14 protein-coding genes are annotated in these 17,301 nt (G+C 39.5%); 1 reads left to right on the forward strand and 13 read right to left on the reverse strand.

Features of this window, described 5'->3' with window-relative positions; all coding sequences use genetic code 11:
- Window positions 1-7 precede the first annotated feature (7 nt).
- From AXE83_RS06820 to AXE83_RS06865, 10 genes are all read right to left on the reverse strand, one after another.
- Window positions 8-1,975, reverse strand: coding sequence for a peptide ABC transporter substrate-binding protein (locus AXE83_RS06820; RefSeq protein WP_060955886.1), 1,968 nt, complete (start codon window positions 1,973-1,975; stop codon window positions 8-10).
- A 21-nt stretch (window positions 1,976-1,996) separates the two neighbouring features.
- The gene (locus AXE83_RS06825) at window positions 1,997-3,019 is read right to left on the reverse strand and encodes a branched-chain amino acid aminotransferase (RefSeq protein WP_060955887.1); all 1,023 of its coding nucleotides are present in this window, start codon (window positions 3,017-3,019) and stop codon (window positions 1,997-1,999) included.
- Window positions 3,020-3,143: 124 nt separating this feature from the next.
- Window positions 3,144-5,621 (reverse strand): DNA topoisomerase IV subunit A, encoded by a 2,478-nt coding sequence (gene parC, locus AXE83_RS06830; protein WP_083500999.1) that lies wholly within the window; start codon window positions 5,619-5,621, stop codon window positions 3,144-3,146.
- Window positions 5,622-5,815: 194 nt separating this feature from the next.
- The gene (locus AXE83_RS06835) at window positions 5,816-6,658 is read right to left on the reverse strand and encodes an aminoglycoside 6-adenylyltransferase (protein ID WP_060955889.1); all 843 of its coding nucleotides are present in this window, start codon (window positions 6,656-6,658) and stop codon (window positions 5,816-5,818) included.
- A 116-nt stretch (window positions 6,659-6,774) separates the two neighbouring features.
- Window positions 6,775-7,458 (reverse strand): hypothetical protein, encoded by a 684-nt coding sequence (locus AXE83_RS06840; protein ID WP_060955890.1) that lies wholly within the window; start codon window positions 7,456-7,458, stop codon window positions 6,775-6,777.
- A gap of 81 nt (window positions 7,459-7,539) precedes the next feature.
- Window positions 7,540-8,577 carry a hypothetical protein gene (locus tag AXE83_RS06845; protein ID WP_060955891.1) on the reverse strand — a complete coding sequence of 346 codons (1,038 nt, stop codon included), beginning with the start codon at window positions 8,575-8,577 and terminating at the stop codon, window positions 7,540-7,542.
- 1 nt (window position 8,578) lies between these two features.
- Window positions 8,579-10,528 carry a DNA topoisomerase IV subunit B gene (gene parE / locus AXE83_RS06850; RefSeq protein ID WP_060955892.1) on the reverse strand — a complete coding sequence of 650 codons (1,950 nt, stop codon included), beginning with the start codon at window positions 10,526-10,528 and terminating at the stop codon, window positions 8,579-8,581.
- A 148-nt stretch (window positions 10,529-10,676) separates the two neighbouring features.
- A complete protein-coding gene (locus tag AXE83_RS06855; RefSeq protein ID WP_060955893.1) occupies window positions 10,677-11,519 on the reverse strand; it encodes an amino acid ABC transporter substrate-binding protein in 843 nt (280 codons plus the stop codon).
- A 9-nt stretch (window positions 11,520-11,528) separates the two neighbouring features.
- Window positions 11,529-12,158, reverse strand: coding sequence for an amino acid ABC transporter ATP-binding protein (locus AXE83_RS06860; RefSeq protein ID WP_060955894.1), 630 nt, complete (start codon window positions 12,156-12,158; stop codon window positions 11,529-11,531).
- 10 nt (window positions 12,159-12,168) lie between these two features.
- Entirely contained in the window at window positions 12,169-12,810 is a 642-nt protein-coding gene (locus tag AXE83_RS06865; RefSeq protein WP_060955895.1) for an amino acid ABC transporter permease, read from the reverse strand.
- 215 nt (window positions 12,811-13,025) lie between these two features.
- Here AXE83_RS06865 and plsY point away from each other — a divergent pair, with 215 nt between their 5' ends.
- Window positions 13,026-13,667, forward strand: a complete 642-nt coding sequence (gene plsY / locus AXE83_RS06870; RefSeq protein ID WP_049504383.1) for a glycerol-3-phosphate 1-O-acyltransferase PlsY — start codon at window positions 13,026-13,028, stop codon at window positions 13,665-13,667.
- A gap of 30 nt (window positions 13,668-13,697) precedes the next feature.
- On the opposite strand, the gene AXE83_RS06875 is transcribed toward plsY, so the two are convergent.
- Genes AXE83_RS06875 through AXE83_RS06885 form a run of 3 tightly spaced genes read right to left on the reverse strand, consistent with a single transcriptional unit; the run spans window position 13,698 to window position 17,244 of the window.
- Window positions 13,698-14,654 (reverse strand): ABC transporter permease, encoded by a 957-nt coding sequence (locus AXE83_RS06875; protein WP_049509105.1) that lies wholly within the window; start codon window positions 14,652-14,654, stop codon window positions 13,698-13,700.
- Window positions 14,655-14,656: 2 nt separating this feature from the next.
- Window positions 14,657-15,715, reverse strand: a complete 1,059-nt coding sequence (locus tag AXE83_RS06880) for an ABC transporter permease (RefSeq protein WP_000038693.1) — start codon at window positions 15,713-15,715, stop codon at window positions 14,657-14,659.
- Entirely contained in the window at window positions 15,715-17,244 is a 1,530-nt protein-coding gene (locus tag AXE83_RS06885) for an ABC transporter ATP-binding protein (protein ID WP_060955896.1), read from the reverse strand. Before AXE83_RS06885 ends, AXE83_RS06880 begins: the two co-directional genes overlap by 1 nt.
- Between the last annotated feature and the right edge of the window lie 57 nt (window positions 17,245-17,301).

The raw sequence follows: 17,301 nt of genomic DNA on the forward strand, positions 1-17,301 counted from the left end.
GTCTGTTTTATTTGACATGACTTTCTAGTTCTTTTTGGTATTTATTGTTTGATTCCAATTTTTCTTTTTGCCATTTTTCAAGAGCTGCTTGATATTCTTTAGCAGTTACAATCTCTTTTTGCAATTTCATTCCCTTGAAGATGTATGGATCACCCTTAATACCAACTTGTGAGTATGGTTTTGAGAAAGGAACGATGTTGCTGACAACTGGTGAACCACCTGATGAGGCTGTCGGTATCAAGAGAGAGCTATCTGTGAGCCAAGCTTGGGCTTTAGCATATTTTTCATATCTCTTATTCAAATCGTTTGTCTCAGAAACTGCATCATCTAGGAGTTTCTTATATTGGTCTAAACCAAGTTGAGCTACTACTTCCTTGTCTTTTCCTTTAGTAATACCAAGGTGTTTCATAGCAGAACCGGTCTTAGGATCCATGATATTGAGATAACTTGCTGGGTCTTGATAACTTGGAGCCCATCCAGTATTATTCAAATCATAGTCTTTTTGAGCAGGAACACGCGCTTGTGATGTAATACTTTCCTTTTCATTGTCAGTCATTTGAAGGACATCGATGACGACATTTTCAGAACCAAGAGTTGATTCGATTGATTGCTTGAAGGAATTGCTTTGCTGAACAGCAATTGTATTTGTCTGTTCAACTGGGACATCCAAGTGAATTGGGAAGGTTACACCTTTTGCTTCCAACTCTTTCTTAGCTTTTTCAAATGAAGCTTTGGCTTTGTCAGGATTGTAGATGGTATCTTTTCCGTCGACGAGCTCAACACCTTTCCATTGGTCTCCATAGTTGACCAATTCTTTTTGAGCGATATCACCAAAGTTTTTACCACCAGATTGTACAAAGTTATCTGGTACTAAGCTGTTACGAATAATCTTGTCCGCACCATCTTCACCATTGAGTTGGGCAGCATAAGAATGACGGTTGAAGGCAAAGTTGATGGCTTGACGGAAGTCCTTGTTCAGCATTGCTTCTTTTGTAGAAGTTTTCTGTTCTTCACTTGTTTTCGCTGTCTTATTGAAAGATTGACGGTTTACGTTAAAGGTAAAGTAGTAACTAGTTGAATCCTGTGGACTATAGGTAATTTTATCCCCGTATTGTTCCAAAGTAGAAGCAAAGTTTGAGCTACTTGGGAAGAGGCGAGCTGTTGTGTAAACACCTGAAGAGAAGCTACGGATCAAGGATTCTTGGTCTGATCCATCATAGTAAGTTAATTTAACTTTCTCGATTTTAACCTTCTCTTTATCCCAATAATTTGGGTTCTTTTCATATTCGATTAAAGATTTTGAAGTCAATGTCTTCAGGATATATGGACCATTATAAAGAATACCTGCTGGGCTGACCGTTCCGTAATTTTTACCTGATGCTTTGAGAAATTCTTCATTTACTGGCAACATAGTTGCTGAAGTTACTTTGGAATTCCAGAAAGTTTCAGGTGCGTTTAGAGTGTACTCAACAGTATAATCATCCACTGCCTTAACTCCAACTGTTGAGAAGTCGTTAGTCTCACCAGTCATATATTCATTCAAGCCCTTAATTGAGTTTTGAATAAGAGTGACACCGTCTGATTTGCCATCAGCTACGTGTTTCAATCCAGTAACAAAGTCATGCGCAGTTACTTCAGCGTATTCTTCACCTTCTGACGTGTACCATTTAACCCCTTTACGAAGTTTATAAGTATAAGTCAAACCGTCTTGTGAGACACTCCAATCCTCAGCGAGGGAAGGAATCAAATTCCCATATTCATCGTTTTCCAACAAACCATCAACGACGTTACCGATGATATCAGTTGTTGAAGTACGAGTTGCGATACTGTAGTCCAAAGATGATGGGTCTACTCCATAGACATAAGAGAAAGTTGTAGGCGCATCTGCTTCCTTGTCGGCTTTACCACAAGCTACAAGAAGAACTGCTGTACTCAGGACCACTCCTGCTGTTAACATCCACTTTTTCGTTTTCATAAAGATCTCCTTTAATAATTTTTAATCTACTTTTACAATCCAACCTTCTGGTGCTTCAATGTCACCAAATTGAATACCTGTCAATTCATCGTATAGTTTACGAGTCACTGGACCAACCTCTGTCTCACTGTAGAAAACGTGGAAGTCATCACCATGTTGGATTCCTCCAATTGGTGAGATAACTGCCGCAGTACCGCAGGCACCTGCTTCTACAAATCGATCCAGACTATCAATTGGTACATCTCCCTCAACAGGCTTCAAGCCCAAACGATGCTCTGCCAAATAAAGTAATGAGTACTTGGTAATCGATGGCAAGATTGACGGACTCAATGGGGTTACAAACTCATTATCAGTTGTAATTCCAAAGAAGTTTGCTGAACCAACTTCTTCAATCTTGGTGTGAGTTGAAGGGTCAAGATAAATAACATCTGAGAAACGACGGGATTTAGCCATTTTTCCTGGCAAAAGACTAGCTGCATAGTTCCCACCGACCTTGGCAGCCCCTGTTCCATTTGGTGCAGCACGGTCATACTCATCTTGAATCAAGAAATTCGTTGGAACCAATCCACCCTTAAAGTAATTTCCAACTGGCATAGCAAAGATGGTAAAAATATACTCCTCAGCTGGTTTTACCCCAATGATATCTCCAACACCAATCAAGAGTGGACGGAGGTAGAGGGTTCCACCAGTTCCATAAGGTGGTACGTATTCCTCATTAGCACGAACAACGGCTTTACAAGCCTCTACAAACATTTCTGTTGGAACTTGAGGCATCAAAAGACGATCACAGGTGCGTTGCAGACGCTTAGCATTTTCATCTGGACGGAAGAGTTGAATACTGCCATCCTTTGTACGATAGGCTTTCAATCCTTCAAATGCTTGTTGTCCATAGTGAAGACTTGGAGATGATTCTGAGATATGCAAGGTCGCATCTTCTGTTAATTCTCCTTGAGTCCATTGTCCATCTTTAAAATAAGCGATATAACGATAAGGTAGTTTCATATAGGAAAAACCGAGATTTTCCCAATCGATCGTAACTGTCATGACAATCTCCTTTATTCTAATCAAGCTTTGTGTTCTATTCTACACTATTCTCCTAAAAATTCAAGTATTATTTGTAATTTTCTGAAAATTTTACTTATAAAAAATCAGTCACTAGGACCGATTTTTAATTTTCTTTGATTTCTTTAAAGATTTCTTTGAGATAAGCATCAAAAACTTCTTCATCAGAAATGCTATCTGAAATGAAGCTTCCATTGCTTGTGCGTTCCGATAGATTCAAATATTGTAGGATTGCTTCGTAAGTCGTTCCATTATTTGATTGGATGACAAGCGTTTGCTCGCCATCTTCTACTTCTGTACTAAAGAGATCTCCAATAAATCCTTGCTCTGATACTGCACCAGCAAGGAAGACACGATGTGGTTTACTCTTCAATTCTCTAAGGACTTGAAGACCACGATTAGCACGACTGGTTGCTGGAATTTCCTCAATCGAAACGCGCTTAAGACTTCCACGATGCGTCAAAAGATAGAAAGATGAAGTGTTGCAGATAAAGGCTGCTTGTATCACATCATCTGCTTTGAGATTCATGGCTTTGACACCTGCAGCTTTGGCACCGATAACTGGCACTTCTTCGATGTTAAAGCGGAGGGCATAACCGTTTCGACTAATCAAGAGAACATCATCCAGTTTAATCGGAGCTACTGCTACAATCTGATCAGTATTATCTTTCAACTTAGCATATTTGACAGACTTAGAGCGATAGGTTCTCCATGGAGAGAATTCTTTGCGTTCGACACGTTTGATTTGACCAAGGCGGGTCGCTGCAAAGTAGGTTGTCGCATCTTCAAACTGATCCACAACTTCTACGTATAGCACTTCTTCATTGGTTTCAAAGTTTGTAATCGTTTGGCTCAAGTGCTCCCCGATATCCTTCCAACGAATATCTGCTAATTCATGGACAGGACGGTAGATTACATTTCCTAGTGTTGTAAAGATTAAGAGATGTTGAGTTGTCTTGACAGATTGGATAAATAGTAATCGGTCATCATCCCGTTTACCAATCTCTTCAAGTGTTGAAGCTGCAAAAGAACGTGGACTAGTACGTTTAATGTAGCCTGCTTTAGTTACGCTGACGTATGTATCTTCTTCAGAAATCAAACTAGCTGTATCAATCTCAATGACTTTTGCTGTGTCTTCTAAAGAACTCAAACGAGGTGTCGCAAATTTCTTCTTAACCTCACGAAGTTCTTTCTTCATGAGATTATACATAGTCCTTTCGTCACCAATGATTGCTGCCAGCATAGCAATTTTTTCGCGAAGTTCTGCTTCTTCTTCCTGCAAGACAACTACGTCTGTATTGGTCAAACGGTATAGTTGCAAGGTAACAATAGCTTCAGCCTGCTCTTCAGTAAAATCATAACTGACCTTGAGGTTCTCTTTGGCATCAGCCTTGTTCTCAGAAGCACGGATAAGAGCAATGACTTCATCTAAAATAGAGATGACACGAATCAAACCTTCCACGATATGGAGACGTTTTTCAGCCTTTTCCTTGTCAAAGCGAGAACGTGCCAAGATGACCTCACGACGGTGGGCAATATAGCTAGATAAGATAGGCACAATTCCAACCTGACGAGGGGTGAAATTGTCAATCGCTACCATGTTGAAGTTGTAGTTGATTTGCAAGTCAGTATACTTGAAAAGATAGTTGAGAACAAGCTCAGTGTTCGCATCTTTCTTGAGTTCGATAGCAATACGAAGACCGTCACGGTCAGACTCATCTCGAACTTCAGCGATACCTGCCACCTTATTATTGACACGGACTTCATCTATTTTCTTGACCAAGTTAGCCTTATTAATCTCATAGGGAATCTCAGTGATAACGATTTGCTCCTTACCACCTTTCAGTTTCTCGATTTCAGTCTTAGAACGAACAACCACGCGCCCTTTACCAGTTTCATAGGCCTTTTTGATTTCGTCTCGTCCTTGAATAATGGCTCCTGTAGGGAAGTCTGGTCCAGGCAAGAATTCCATGAGCTTATCAACCTTGGCAGTTGGGTGATCAATCATGTAGACTGTCGCATCGATAACCTCAGCCAAATTATGCGGTGGAATATCTGTGGCATACCCAGCTGAAATCCCAGTTGAACCATTGACCAAAAGATTCGGAAAAGCTGCTGGCAAGACAGTTGGCTCTTTCTCTGTATCGTCAAAGTTCCAAGCAAAGGGAACTGTCTTTTTCTCGATATCTTGAAGGAGATAGCCTGCAATCTCAGACAAACGAGCCTCTGTATAACGCATTGCCGCAGGCGGATCTCCGTCCATCGAACCATTATTACCGTGCATTTCAACTAGAATCTCACGGTTTTTCCAGTCCTGAGACATACGAACCATGGCGTCATAGATAGAAGAATCCCCGTGTGGGTGGAAATTCCCCATGATATTTCCGACAGACTTAGCCGACTTACGGTAGCTCTTGTCAAAAGTATTGCCATCCTTATTCATAGAATAAAGAATACGGCGTTGAACCGGCTTCAATCCATCCCGAATGTCTGGCAAAGCCCGGTCTTGAATGATGTATTTGGAGTAGCGACCAAAGCGCTCTCCCATGATGTCCTCTAAGGACATGTTTTGGATATTACTCATATAGGATACAAAGCCCGTAAAATGCAAAGTGAAAATAGGAAATTCTTACAGTGAGCGATGCTCACAAGAGAATTTATCTTTTTCACACAACATTTAGGGCGTGTTCAACTCCTTTCAAAGAATGTAGAGTAGTTTTTATGGAAAAGTTGTTCAGTCACTATAAATAACCAAACGACCCTTTCTGTGGTTTAAAATTATAATTTGTGTTCTTTATTTACTGAGTGATTAGGAAGTTTTTCCTCAGCATACTGAATCATCTTCTCAGCTACTTCCATATCATAGTCAAATCCCATCTTTTGAGCAAGATATTGAGCTTCCTGGTGGAAAAATTCCATGGTTGCTAATAAAGACTGAGTAATTTTGTCTAAACTTGAGAAATCAAGAAGAGCAAAGAATTCCTTCTCCTTCTCAGAAGGCAAGTAGTTAAAGAGGTACTTGTAGTTCTTACCGATGTCGACAGCACCTCTATCACTTGCGACCTTCCAAGCTAAGATTTTCAAGAGTTCTTGCTGGCAAATACCGTAGAGATGGTCAGTCGCATAGAGAAGTTGCTTACGACAAATTCCTTTGACCACGTAGGCTGACACCCACCAAAATTCATTGCAAGATTTGTCAAAGTCAGTCGCACTGGTTGGTGACGTCCAATAGCGCTTAGGCGTCGGTGCATAAGGGACAAAGAGCCCCTGCGGGTCATTCAGCACCGTGAAATCTGCTTCACTATCCACCCACTCTTTGATGTGCTCTTTGGGGCAGAGGGTCAAATCGATCCGATTGCCATCTTCAAAGAGCATGAGGTACAGATGGCGATGGTCAAGTACGTTATGCTGCTCAATGATGCGCTTGCCAAACTGGTCCAACCAAGAAAGGTCACTCGTCAGATAATCTAAGCCATCCACAATATAGACAACATCATAGTCTTGAAAATCATCTTTTTGAATCTTTTGGTTTGTACGCGAACCAGATAGAGCCACAGCATCAACCTGTAACTTTTTAGCTATTTGTAAAATCAGGGCAAGCATTTCCTGGTCATTTCTCATGTGGTTCCCCCTCTTTTTCTATGAGGTAACAGATTTATTATATCGAACAGTTTCTTAAGATTTAAAAAGCTAAAAAAACTATACAAGTTCTATAAAACTAAATTATCTAAAGATTTTCAATTATATACAAAAACAAGTAATTCTTCTCTAGCAATCTTTATTCTTAAAAAATCATCAATTATAAAATTAGTACATTGGACATCATCAAAGTTTGTAGAAAAATACTTTGATAAAGAGTTTAAAGCTCTTAATAGTTTGTTAAAATAAGCTAGAGCCAACGGCGGAACTTCTTCGGTATTCAGATGATTAATTTCTGATTCAATTAAATCCTCAATTGCTGCGAATATTTCACCTATTTCATCTTCAATATTATAAGATAAATTCTTTTTAGAATTAAAATCATTAATAGAATTCAAAAGTTTGTTATATTCCCATTCAAAATCATCTAGTGCTCTATAGAATATTGGGAAATCACTTTGTAATTTTAATAGATTTGACTTCCTTGATTGTCGAGCCATTTCTTTAAGTTCTCTTAAACTCTCTTCAACCTTTTTTTGAGTTTCAGATAGTTGCTTTTGTTGACCTGTCAGTTCTACAATATTTTTCGCGATTGAAGACTGAATAATTTCTAGCCTTCGTTGTCGTTCATCAATTTCTTTAGTATCTTTTTTTGAAATCCAAGTTGCGTAAATTATAGGTATTAGAATTGAAAAACCACCTATACCTATTTGAATCCAATTGGAAATCCAATCAGTTGAATCAATCGCTTTAATCAATTCTTCAAACATTTCAACATTCATATTATTATCCTTGTGAATACTATGATTAAATTTAAAATATGGTTCATCGATAACCGAGTTGTTTAATTGTAAAAATTGACTTTATATATTTCTTGCTCTAATCGCTTTATAAAGTTTATAGTCATCATAGTTTTTCAAATCTTTTAGTGATTTCAACTCATTTTTAACAATAATAACTAAAAATTTCTTCGTACTCAGCAACTTCTCTTTATATTTCTCACCACCATAATAATAACATTCTACTAGCCTATTGTAATCAATACCATCTTCGTTTTTAAGAAGCTGCTCTTGGAAAATTTGTTGGGCTTTATCATACATTTTTGAAAGAAATTGTGACTGACGAAATTCAAAAAATGCTGTTTGAATAATCAATACTAGAAGAGCAATACCTATCGGTCTAACTTTATCAATATCAACTCCAACAATGAATGTTACTATCGCAAGAACTCCAAGTATGAGACGATTTTCCAATTCCATACCTTCTAATTCAAAAATATTCTGAGATTTTAAAACGATATAAAATGAAAGGCAAGAAGCAATCGACACCAAAAAGATTATCAACCAAAACGCCCAAACTTCAGAATTCAATTCGCAGTTCAAGTCATACTCCTTAAATGGAAAATTTATAAAACTCTCTACTATTTTTAAATTATTATTATTTTGAACCATATAGATAGTCAGAGAGCCTATAATAAATGCAGCCACAATCATTAATACTAAAAGTTTCATCCGAAAATTTTTAACAAATGATAAAGTGGCAAACACTCGTCTCATATTCAATCTCTTTTTTAAATAACTATGATAAAAATCTTTGAACAGATAAAAGATAAACAGGATCAAAAAATTATAACCAAGCATTACTAAAACTGTTATTACAAGAAGTAAAAGCAAAGATATAAAGTTATTTATATATTCAGACGGAACCTTTTTATCAATCTCAATAAAAATATTCATTAATATCCCTATAATAAACATATAAAGCAAATACTTAATCATCTTAACTCTAGTATTTTTAGCAAGATAATCTGTACTATCTAAGATTTTTAAAAATTTTAGACTACTTGCTTCATTATTTATAAAATAATTCTTTATTTTTCTAAGTAATCTTGTAATTAACATCTCAAAACACCATCTCCCCACTCTCTTCCAGCGTAAATTTGACATTATCTTCAATCCACTTACGACGTGGTTCAACCTTATCACCCATGAGGACATTGACGCGGCGTTCTGCGCGTGCTAAGTCTTCGATCGTGACACGAATGAGAGTTCGAGTCTCTGGATTCATAGTTGTTTCCCAGAGTTGGTCCGCATTCATTTCACCAAGACCTTTATAGCGTTGAAGGGTAGCGCCTTTACCAAACTGTTTGCGAAGTTCTTCTAGCTCTCCATCAGTCCAAGCATAGGCCACTTCTTCTTTTTTGCCTTTACCTTTGGACATCTTGTAAAGAGGCGGAAGGGCGATATAGACGTGTCCTGCCTCGACTAGTGGACGCATGTAGCGATAAAAGAAGGTTAAGAGAAGGGTTTGAATGTGGGCACCATCGGTGTCCGCATCGGTCATGATAATGATCTTATCATAGTTGGCATCTTCAAGGGAGAAGTCTGCTCCTACACCGGCACCGATGGTATAAATCATAGTGTTGATTTCTTCATTTTTGAGGATATCTGCCATTTTGGCTTTGGCTGTATTGATGACCTTACCACGAAGAGGCAAAATAGCCTGGAACTTACGATCACGTCCTTGTTTAGCAGATCCACCGGCAGAATCACCCTCGACTAGGTAAAGTTCATTCTTAGCTGGATTTTTAGACTGGGCTGGCGTTAATTTCCCAGAAAGCAATCCCTTATCTTTTTTGTTTTTCTTGCCATTTCGGCTCTCATCACGCGCCTTACGAGCCGCTTCACGGGCATCACGCGCCTTGATAGCTTTACGAATCAGATTTGAAGCTAATTCCCCATTTTCCATGAGGAAGAAGGTCAACTTATCAGCTACAATCCCATCTACAACGGGACGAGCAAGGGGACTTCCCAGTTTATCCTTGGTCTGTCCTTCAAACTGAAGGTGTTCTTCCGGAACAAGGATGGAAAGAACTGCCGCTAATCCTTCACGGTAATCTGAACCTTCTAGGTTTTTATCTTTTTCTTTGAGAAGGCCAGTTTTTCGCGCATAGTCATTCATGACTTTGGTAATGGCAGACTTGAGTCCTGTCTCATGCGTTCCACCGTCTTTGGTACGGACGTTATTGACAAAGGACAAGATGTTATCTGAGAATCCATCATTATACTGGAGGGCTACTTCTACTTGGAAACCATTGTCTTCTCCTTCAAAGTAAAGGACTGGCGTCAAGGTTTCCTTGTCTTCATTGAGATAAGAAACAAAGTCCTGTACTCCATTCTCATAGTGGAATTCGATTGCTTCATCTGTTCGCTTGTCCGTTAATGACAAGGTTACATTCTTCAAGAGAAAAGCTGACTCATTGAGGCGCTCTGAAATGGTATTGTACTTGAAGTCAGTCGTAGAAAAGATACTAGCATCCGGCATGAAGGTAACCTTAGTACCTGTCTTAGACTTGGGTGCTGTCCCCACCTTTTTAAGAGTCGTAACTGGCTTGCCACCATTTTCAAAGCGTTGTTTGTAAACAGCCCCATCACGAGTAATTTCTACCTCTAGCCAACTAGAGAGGGCATTGACGACAGAAGATCCAACCCCGTGAAGACCTCCTGATGTCTTATAACCACCCTGACCGAATTTCCCTCCGGCGTGAAGGATAGTAAAGATAACCTCAACAGTTGGAATTCCCATAGCGTGCATCCCAGTCGGCATTCCACGTCCGTGGTCTTGAACCGTTAAACTGCCGTCTTTATTAATGGTCACATCAATACGATCGCCGAACCCAGACAGAGCTTCATCGACCGCATTATCGACGATTTCCCAGACTAGGTGGTGGAGACCAGCACCATCGGTCGATCCGATATACATCCCTGGACGTTTACGGACCGCATCCAACCCTTCTAGCACCTGAATGGCGTCATCATTATAATTGTTAATATTGATTTCCTTTTTTGACACAAGGAACCTCCTATTCGTTCATCTTTACTATTTTACAGGTTTTCTAAGGATTTTGCAAAATTTTCAAGTTAAAAAGCCTATTCACAAGTCCTTTTTAGTAAAAAAAGCACTCATTTCCACCCTAAAAAAAGAAACCAAGACGCGAGTCTCAGTTTTCTTTTCCTTTAACTTGGCTTGTTGCTATATCTTCACCAAACCATTTTTGGCTAATTTCTTGGAATTTACCTTCTTGATAGAGTTCCACAAAAGCTTGATTCAAATTTGCTAACAAGGTCTTATCTGCTGGTCTTACTCCAACTGCAAAAGACTCACTCTCAAAACCAGCTGGGAAAATCTCATACTGGTCTAAAATTCCTTCAGTTTCAAGATAATAATTGGCGTAAACACGGTCAATTAAAAGGGCATCAATCCGATCATTTTGCAAGTCAATCAAGGCTTCATTAAAACTCTGATATTGGTTGGCTTTCTGATCTTTTACAATGTTTTTCAAGAGTTCTGGCTGAGCTTCAAAATCTAGATAACCAGAAGAACCTGCTTGGGCTCCCAAAATCTTATTTTTCATATCCGAAACCGACTGGATATTTTGCGATTTTTTAGAGACGAGAACTTGTTGATTTTCCATGTAGGGAATGGTAAAAGCAACCTTTTCACGGCGTTCATCAGTCGCTGAATATCCATTCCAGATAGCATCAATAGTGCCGTTTTGAAGTTCTGTTTCCTTCATATCCCAATCAATGGGTTGAAACTGTACCTTGAACCCCAGTTTCTCAGAAACAGCCTGGGCTAAGTCAATATCAAATCCGACATATTGCCCATTCTTTTCTTCAAAGCCCATAGGAACAAAGGTATTGTCAAATCCAATAGTAATGCTTCCTTGTTGTTGGTATTTATCCCAATTATCGACTTTGGGATCACTAGCTTTTTGCGTACATCCTACTAGGAAAAAAGCCAGAAAGAATACCAAAACAAGACTGATTTTCTTTAGATTCATAGACACCTCCTACTTAGGCTCTACTTTGAGAATCTGATCAGCAATATTCTCTGCAAACTGGAGATCGTGAGTCACGACAATTTGAGTCATGCCTAATTCTCGATTTTGTAGGATCAGTTTTTCAACCTCGAGACGCAACTCTGGGTCAAGGGCTGAAGTTGGTTCGTCATAACCAATCACTTCAGGATCTATCATCATAGCGCGCGCTAAGGCAACCCGTTGCTTTTGACCACCAGATAATGAGTATGGATAAGCATCTGCATGAGCTTCGAGTCCCAGACGAGTTAATAAGTCGACCGCCTTCTTCTTTGCATCTGTTTCAGACATCCCCATAGTCTTGATAGGTGACAAAATCAAGTTTTCCATAACGGATAAGTGAGGAAAAAGCTGAAAATCTTGAAAAACAAAACCTAACAAGTGGCGCTTTTCAAGTTCATCCAAAGGTAGGGATTCTCCATTATAAAAAATCTCTCCTGAATCAATGGTCTCAAGTCCAGCTAACATTCTAAGCAAGGTAGTCTTCCCACCACCAGAAGGGCCAACAATGGCCAAAATTTGCTTTTCAGAAATTGTTAAACTGAAATTGGATAAAATTTCTTTTTTCCCAAATTTTTTGCTGATATTTCTTAATTCTAACATGGATAACCTCCTATCTATAGTAGCTGAACTTCTTCTCAAGTTTCTTAGCTAAAATTGTAACGATACCAATCATAAGCAGATAAATAGCTCCTGCTAGAAACATTGGAATCAAACTAGCATCTCTATTGGCTGCAGTACGACTGGCTAGGATTAAATCTGAAATACCCAATGCATAGACCAAAGAAGTATCCTTAACTAAACTCATAACCTCGTTAAATACACTTGGTAAGACAATCTTGGTCACCTGTGGCAAGATGATATAGCGAACGGTATCGATAGGATTAAATTTCAAAACCTTGGCTGCTTCGTATTGCCCCTGAGGAATCGTTGCAATTCCTCCACGGAATATTTCTGCAAAGTAGGCTGCATAATTAAGCGTAAAAGCAATAATAGCTGCTGGCACCCGGTCCAATCGAATTCCGATACTTGGTAGGACATAATAAATAAAAATTAGTTGCAAAAGTAAGGGTGTCCCACGCATCACCCAGATATAAACATCAATTATGTAATGGAGGGGTTTCCAATGGACCTGTAAGCAAAAGGCAATCAAAATACCTAAAGGGATTGAAAAGAGCAAGACCAGTGCAAAAACTTGTATAGTCATTGTAGCACCGCTCAATAAACTTGGTAATATCTCGAATAAATAAGACATATTCCACCTCCTAAAAATAATTGTTCCTATTATAGCATAAATAAACACAAAATCAAGGATTTTCAGAAGTTACCATGAATTTTTAAAACTTTAGCCTTAATTTCCGAACAATAGTGTTCATGAGAAAATTTATCTACTTACATAAAGTATCAGATGTCACAATTTGAGAAAAGATTCCTTTCCGTTTCTCTCCTATTTCATGGTATAATAGAAGCATGATGACAATAGTATTATTAATTTTAGCTTATTTATTGGGTTCTATCCCTTCAGGACTGTGGATTGGGCAAATCTTCTTTAAGATCAATCTAAGAGAACATGGTTCAGGTAATACTGGAACGACCAATACCTTTCGTATTTTAGGTAAGAAAGCGGGTATGGCAACCTTCGTGATTGACTTTTTCAAAGGAACCATCGCAACCTTGCTTCCACTTATCTTTCATGTTCAAGGTGTTTCACCTCTAGTCTTTGGCCTTTTAGCTGTGATTGGGCATACCTTCCCGGTATTTGCAGGATTTAAAGGAGGAAAGGCTGTCGCAACTAGTGCTGGAGTCATTTTCGGATTTGCTCCTCTATTTTGCCTCTATCTAGCAGTTGTCTTCTTTGGAACTCTATATCTAGGAAGCATGATTTCTCTCTCTAGTGTTACTGCTGCTCTCGCAGCTGTACTTGGGGTGATCCTCTTTCCGCTTATCGGTTTCCTACTGCCAAGTTACGATTTATTATTCGTAGCGATTATCCTAGCTCTCGCAGGTTTAATTATTATCCGCCACAAAGATAATATCAATCGTATTCGTAATAAAACAGAAAATCTTGTTCCCTGGGGCTTAAACCTCACACACCAAGAACCTAAACAATAAAACGTCAGTTTCAAACTGACGCTTTTTTGTTTATTTAGATTTGATATAGTTGATACCATCTGCCTTCGGTGCAACTGCTTTACCAAAGAAGGCTGCTAGGACGACGATGGTCAAGAGATATGGTGCAATTTGCAAGTAAACGGCTGGAACTCCTTGCAAGAAAGGAAGTTGAGAACCGATAACCGCCAAACTTTGTGATAGTCCGAAGAAGAGACTTGAAAGCATAGCTCCAACAGGATTCCACTTACCGAAAATCATAGCAGCAAGTGCGATAAATCCAGGTCCAACGATGGTAGTAACTGAGAAGTTAACGGAAATTGACTGAGCGTAGATAGCTCCACCGATTCCTCCAAGGAAACCTGAAATCACAACTCCAAGATATCTCATCTTGTAGACATTAATCCCCAAAGTATCTGCTGCTTGTGGGTGTTCACCAACTGAACGGAGGCGAAGTCCAAAGCGAGTTTTAAAAAGGACAAACCACGCTAAGAATGAAAAGGCAATTGCTAGGTAACCAAGTAAACTTGTTGACTTGAAGAAGATATCTCCGATAACTGGGATATTAGCCAAAAGAGGGAAATCAAAACGTCCAAAAGTTTGCGTTAAGTTATCCGTTTGTCCCTTGTTATAAAGCACTTTGACTAAGAAAACAGCCAAGGCTGGCGCCATCAAGTTAAGTACGGTACCACTGACAACATGGTCAGCACGGAAATGAACTGTAGCCACTGCGTGAATGAGAGAGAAGATAGCTCCAACTAATCCACCAACTAGCAAAGCCAACCAAGGAGTTAATGCTCCCAAATCCTGTGCAAATTCAAGATTAAACACAACTCCAGAAAAGGCACCCATAACCATGATTCCTTCAAGTCCAACGTTAACAACTCCCCCACGTTCAGAGAAAACGCCTCCGATACTTGTGAAAATAAGTGGTGCTGAATAAATCAACATTGAAGAAACCATAAGGGTTAACATTGTTGTAATCGACATCCTTATTTACCTCCTTTAAGTTGTTTTCTTGGTTTGACAAAGCGCTCGATGATGTAGTGAACGCTGACAAAGAAGATAATTGAGGCTGTAACGATACTTACAAGCTCTGATGGTACTTGTGCTGCATTCATACCAGGGGCTCCAACTTGAAGCACTCCGAACAAGAAGGCTGCAAAGAGAATTCCAATTGGTGAGTTTGCAGCAAGTAGACTAACCGCCATTCCGTTAAAGCCAATCGCCAATGATGAACCTTGGACATAAACGTTTTGGAAGGTCCCAAGTCCTTCTACTGCTCCACCTAGACCTGCAAGGGCACCTGAGATAATCATTGATAGGATGATGGTGCGTTTAGCTGAAATACCTGCGTATTCAGAAGCATTTGGATTGAGACCAACTGCACGGATTTCAAAACCGAGAGTTGTCTTCTTAAGCAAGAACCAGATAACTGCAACTGCAATGATGGCAAAGAAAATCCCAATATTCATACGAGAGTTTCCTGTTAACTCAGCAAGCCAAGGTGTTTGATAAGTTGCGTTTGCACTTACTCGGATTGATGAGTCTGTACTTTGCATAATATCTTTAGGGAAAGAGTGGATAAAGGCATTACTTGTATAGAGAACAATGTAGTTCATCATGATGGTTACGATAACTTCAGATGTTCCAAGATAGGCTCTTAAAATACCAGGAATGGCACCAACAATTCCTCCAGCAACCAGCGCAATGACAACTGTCGCAAGAATCAACAATGGACGTGGTAAATCTGGATTTGAAAGAGCGAACCAACCACTCATAACCCAACCAGCGAGTGCTTGTCCTGGAAGACCAACGTTAAAGAAGCCTGCACGACTGGCAACTGCAAATCCAAGAGCAATCAAGACTAATGGCCCCATGGCACGGAAAATTTCACCGATCCCACGAACACTACCGAAGGCTGTGTAGAACAACTCTTCATAACCCCAAATAGCATCGTAGCCAAAAATCCACATGACGATGGCTCCAAGCAAGATTCCAAGGATAACAGAAATCAAGGGAACCGAAATTTGTTGTAATTTTTTAGACATCACTCTTCTCCTTTTTCCAATTCACCACCAGCCATCAAGACACCAAGTTCTTGCTTGTTGGTTGTTTCTGGTGTTACGATTCCTTGAATCTTACCATCATGGATAACAGCGATTCTATCTGAGACATTTAGAATCTCATCTAGTTCAAAACTGACTACAAGGACAGCTTTCCCATTATCACGTTCTTGAATCAAGCGTTTGTGAATGTACTCAATAGCACCGACGTCCAAACCACGAGTTGGTTGGCTTACGATGAGGAGATCAGGATTTCGATCAATCTCACGAGCGATGATTGCTTTTTGTTGATTTCCTCCAGAAAGGGCTGAAGCTGGAACAATCTCGCTAGCAGCGCGAACATCAAACTCTTGCATCAATTTTTTTGCATAGTCAATGATATTCGTATAATTTAAAATTCCCTTTTTGCTAAGAGGTTCTTTATAGTAGGTTTGAAGAGCGATATTTTCAGAAATCATCATTTCCAAAACCAGACCATCACGATGACGGTCTTCAGGAACGTGACCAACGCTCAGTTCGGTAATTTGACGTGGATGCAATCCTACAATGGACTGGCCTTTCAACTCTACGCTACCAGATTCAATCTTACGAAGTCCTGTGATAGCTTGGATTAATTCAGATTGACCATTTCCATCAATACCCGCAATTCCGACAATCTCACCAGCTCGAACATCGAGTGAAAGATTTTTAACAGCAGGAACGCCACGGTTTTCATTAACAACCAAGTCTTTGATGGAAAGAACGACTTCTTTAGGTTGTGGTGCTTGCTTCTCAGTTTTGAAGGAAACTGAACGCCCTACCATCATTTCTGCCAAGTCAGCGTTAGTCGCACCAGCAATCTCAACTGTTTCGATAGATTTACCACGACGGATAACTGTAACACGATCAGATACTGCGCGAATCTCATCCAACTTATGGGTAATCAAGATAATTGATTTACCTTCTTTGACCAGGTTCTTCATGATGGCCATCAACTCATCGATTTCTGATGGCGTCAAAACGGCCGTTGGTTCATCAAAGATGAGAATATCGGCACCACGATAAAGTGTCTTTAGGATTTCAACACGTTGTTGAGCACCAACAGAGATATCTGCTACTTTGGCAGAAGGATCCACAGCAAGACCATAACGCTCTGATAATTCAAGAATTTCTCGAGTTGCTCGAGCAATATCTAGGACACCATTTTTAGTCAATTCACTTCCTAAAATAATATTCTCAGCAACAGTGAAAGCCTCTACCAACATAAAGTGTTGGTGAACCATTCCAATCCCTAGGCTAGCGGCTTTTGATGGCGAGTCTAGTTTTACAACTTGACCGTTGACCACAATTTCACCACTAGTTGGTTCTAGAAGCCCTGCTAGCATGTTCATAAGAGTGGACTTCCCAGCTCCATTTTCTCCTAAAAGTGCATGGATTTCACCTTTACGAAGTTCAAGGTTAATCTTGTCGTTAGCGACAAATTCACCGAAAACTTTGGTAATTTCACGCATCTCAATGACATTTTCGTGTGCCATGTGCTCTTCCTTTCAGAGTTTTATTTTATTTCAATAAAACCTGCTAAAGAGATTTAG

The organism is Streptococcus sp. oral taxon 431 (genome assembly GCF_001553685.1).
Classification (GTDB): Bacteria; Bacillota; Bacilli; order Lactobacillales; family Streptococcaceae; genus Streptococcus.